Source organism: Mesotoga sp. UBA5825 (assembly GCF_002432955.1).
GTDB lineage: Bacteria > Thermotogota > Thermotogae > Petrotogales > Kosmotogaceae > Mesotoga.
In genome coordinates, this window is sequence record NZ_DJHG01000073.1 from 1 (window position 1) to 4,720 (window position 4,720).

Genomic DNA, 4,720 nt, shown 5'->3' on the forward strand with positions numbered 1-4,720 from the left:
GTCCGGGAACTGAGCAAGAACACCTTTGTGAAGCATGGATGAGACCTGCTCGACCATCTATAGAGTAATTATGAAGGCAAGTGTTTGACCTAAATGATTGTAGAAGAGATATCCTGCCCTCCAATAAGCAAGAATTCTGAGCGTTGATGCTGGCCAGTCGTAATGTGAGTTCATAAGGGATTATTGAACGATCACAATGGACTGAACCTAGTCGCGAAACAGGTCTCTTCACCGAATTTGCCTCGTGGAAAGCCATACTAACCAAACATTTGTCCGTCCATACCTTCCTTCCAGATTGTTACTTAAATCAAGAGAGTACTATTCAATCTGCTAAGTATTCGCTCCGCACATATGTATAATCAGTTCATACGAAGGCTTTGGCGCGTGATCGGGCCAATCTCCGAGTAGTACTGGCGGCAAAGCCCGGAATACTCTGGAGGTGCTTTATGAAAGCGTTTTGCCTTGTTAAAACTTCGCTGCTGATAATCCTTCTACTTTCGTCAGGGGTGCTTTTTGCCCTGAACTCAGAGACACCTGTTGATGGGTACAAACCTCCCACAGAAGTGTCAGGAACCGTTGCCGAAGATACTGTTTGGACGAGGGATCGAAGTCCGTACTTGGTAAGGTCTACTATCACCGTTTCACCTAATGTGATTCTTACAGTCGAACCGGGGGTAGAGATTTTCATCGTCCAGAATCAGGACTTCATTGTTGACGGAACTCTGAGGGCTGTCGGCAATAAGGAGAACCCGATTGTCTTCACCGGAACTGCTCAGGTACCTGGATGGTGGCGATCTATCAACATTCGTAATGAGGGTTCTGCCTTTCTTGAATGGTGTGAAATTTCCTTTGCAGGTGCTTCAACGGGAGCTGGAATTCTCAAGGCGGGATCGGGGTCTTTGAGACTAACTAACTCAATCATCCGAAGAGTCCGAGGCGATGGTCTCAGAATATCTTCGGGGTACTCTTTTTTTGAAAGCCTGAACAACCTATTCATGTATAACACGAATGGAGTCAGGGTCGGGATAAACTCATCCTTCTTTGACCAGACTTCAGATTTCGTTTCAAACGAAGTAGACATCCATCTTGACGGAGGAACTATCGGCGCGAATGTAAGGTGGGGAGCCGGCGGCGATTATTCCATGACGGTTACCGGGGATGTGACGGTGGGTGTCGGGGCTTCTCTTGAGATAGCTCCGGGAACTGTTATCAAGTTCAGGCAAAACAACAGGATCTTGGTCTACGGTGAACTTCAGGCGAGAGGAGAAGAGAGTCGGCAGATCTTTTTCACTGATCTGCGTGACGACTCCGTGGGTGGAGATGCAAACGGTGACGGGAACGAGACTCTTCCCGAGAATGGTGGGTGGAGGTCGATCAATATTCTGAACGAGGGCTCAGCCGTTTTTGAGTGGTGCACTCTGGCCTACGGGGGAAGATCAGATGGAGCTACTCTTCTTAAGAGCGGCAGTAGTTTTCTAAGAATATCGAATTCAACGATTATTAACAGCGCCGGAGATGGACTAAGAGTAGCTGCCGGGTACTCTCTATTTGAGTCTTCGAACAACTATTTCGGGCACAACTCAGTTGGTCTGCGGCTGGGGATAAACTCATCTTTCTCAGATCTCACTTCGCGATTTGAAGGTAATGATCTTGATATCCACCTTGACGGAGGCACAATAAACACGAATGTTGTGTGGGGAGCCAACAGCGATTACTCTATGGTTACCAATGGAGATATAACCATCGCTGCAGGCGCCACATTGGAGCTCAAAGCCGGAACCGTGATTAAGATGAGGCAGAACAACAGGATTCTAGTATACGGTCACCTTGAAGCAAAGGGTAGAGAAGACGCTCCCATAAACTTGACCGACTTTCGAAACGATTTAGTCGGCGGAGATGCCAACGGGGATGGCGATGAGACTTCGCCGGAGATTGGTTGGTGGCGGAGTATAAGTCTTCTGAACGAGGGCAGCGCGAGTTTCCATTACTGTGTCATTGGTTATCTGGGAGCTAGTGATAGAGCCGGAGTAATCAAGAACAGCACCGGAGCCCTTTCAATTTTGTACAGTACCATACATGATGTTGCGGGTGACGGACTGAGAGTTGACAATGCAGCTGGCGGCACCGAAGTGAGATACTCGACATTGTCTCACAATTCAGGTTCAGGATTGTATTACAAGACCGACGGAGTTAAGACGGAAGCTTTAGCTATTGTTTCTAATGCCATTGGAATAAGACTTCTTGCTGGCAGTTCGATTGAGGTGGACGAAGTAACGTATTTTGATGAAAATAGTATTGCCGTACAGATTGATCCCGGTACAGTCTCGGGAGATGTAGTGTGGGCGACTCCGGGATATATATCGATTCTGATGAATGGTAGCGTGACTATTGCTGCCGGAGCGAGCCTCACAGTGAAGCCGGAAACTGTTATCAAAATAGCGCAGAACTCTATGTTTGCTGTCGATGGAAAGCTCATTGCTTTAGGGACCGAGGAATCACCCATCTTTTTCACCGATCTTCGAGACAACACTGTTGGCGGTGAAATACCTGGAGCAGAATCACCACCGGAGGCCGGCTGGTGGAGATCTATAAGTATCCGCAACGACGGTTCTGCTTACTTCGATTGGTGCAGAATCTCCTATGGCGGTAGAACCGATGGTGGAACGATAGTTAAGAGTGGGACAGGTGCTCTTTCGGTATCGAATTCGGTCATAGCTAATACTTCTGGGGACGGACTCCGTATAGCGGCAGGATACTCTTCATTCGAGCATTTCGACAACCGGTATGTAAGCAATACGAATGGAGTGCGAATAGGTATAGGTTCTTCTTTTGTCGATCAGACAACATCCTTCGAAGGGAATGCGGTCGACATTTACCTCGACGGCGGGACTGTTAACGGAGCAGTAGCCTGGGGATCAAGCAGCAATTATTCTATGATAGTTACGGGAGACGTGAATATCGCAGCTGGGGCTTTACTTAGTATTCATTCCGGTTCTGTCATTAAGTTCAGGCAGAATAACAGAATTATCGTTTACGGAGTTCTAGAAGCGACGGGCAAAGAGAATCTGCCTATCTACCTCACCGATCTTAGGGATGACTCAGTTGGCGGAGATGCAAATAGAGACGGCGAGGAGACGGTTCCGGCTTCCGGCTGGTGGAGATCGATCAGTATTATGACAGATGGGAAAGCAGACTTCGAGATGTGCGTGATCAGATACGCGGGGTATGGAGATAAGGCTGGAGTCTTGAAGAATAGTTCGGGACACGTCGCAATGTCGCATACACTTGTTGAGCACATTGCAGGAGACGGTTTCAGAGTTGACAATGCAGCCGGCGGGGTTATGGTTAGAGAATCTACCTTCTCTCATAACTCGGGAGCAGGAATTAACTACCGGACAGATGGAGTGGTTATCGAGGGATCTTTCTTCGAATCCAACGATATTGGCATAAGGGCCGTTGCGAACAGCTCGCTGTCTATAGATGGGAGGACACACTTTGCCGAAAACAACCGGGATATTCACGTAGATGCGGGAACCATAAGTGGAGAAATAGTCTGGAGAGTTCCTGAGCATACCGCCCTGTTCTTGAGCGGAAGCACTTCTATTTCCAGAGACGCAAGACTGGAAATACTGGCCGGCACAGTTGTCAAAGTGGCCCAAAATACTTCTATAACAGTTGATGGCGAATTTATCGCTATAGGAACTGAGCAATCGCCTGTTCATATAACCGATCTCAGAGATGATTCTGTAGGCGGAGATACGAATAGAGATGCCGAAGCCACAGCGCCGGATAGAGGCTGGTGGAATTCAGTGAACATAAGGGAGTCAGGAAAGGCCAAACTAGATTGGATTACCATAGGGTACTCCCAGAGCGGGATCGTTCGTAGCGGATCAGGATCTTTCACACTAACCAATTCTACTATCCATAATGTCACAGGAGACGCGCTAAAGCTTCTCGCCGGGTATTTAAGTCTTGAACTCTCGAACAATTCATTCATAAGTAACGGGACTGGGGTACGGCTGGCAGTTAATGTCTCTTTCGACGACCGGTTGGCAAGATTCGAAGAAAACGGAACCGATGTATTTGTAGATGGAGGAATGATAACCTCCGACGTAGTATTCGGCCTGAGCAGTGAGTACTCATTCTACGTGTCTGGGGAGTTAACCATTTCTAAGAACGCAATATTGGAAATCAAATCTGGAACAGTTTTGAAGTTTGCTGCCTATAGGGGATTACGGGTTTCCGGTGGCTTAAAGGCCGCAGGGACTGAGTATGCGCCGATCGTTTTCACCGACTGGCGGGATGACTCATTTGGAGGAGATTCTAATCGTGACGGCGATGATTCTCTTCCTGAACCAGGTTGGTGGAGAGGTATCTACATACAGGAAGAAGGGAGCGCGGAGCTTGAGTGGGCTATCGTTATGTTTGCCGGTTACGGGGACAAGGCAGGTCTTTTCAAGACAGGTTCTGGATCATTGATCGCCAAGAATGTGTCGGTCTCAAGGACTGCCGGCGATGGTCTTCATCTAAGCGACTGCACTGGATTCTTAGAAGTTCTTGAGTCTTCGTTCTCTGGAAATTCAACTGGAGTAGGGATCTCCTCCTCGCAGACCGTTCCTATTTCTTTCGCTGACTGTATCTTCGAAGAGAACACCATCTATGGTGTAAGAAACGATAGTCAGGTCGAGGTAGTTGCTGTAGATTGCTGGTGGGGCGACAT

General features: G+C 48.1%; 1 protein-coding gene. It reads left to right on the forward strand.

All coding sequences use genetic code 11. The features are described from left to right. Positions 1-446: 446 nt before the first annotated feature. A partial coding sequence (locus B3N33_RS07405) for a right-handed parallel beta-helix repeat-containing protein (RefSeq protein ID WP_292592776.1) occupies positions 447-4,720 on the forward strand: 4,274 nt, incomplete at its 3' end.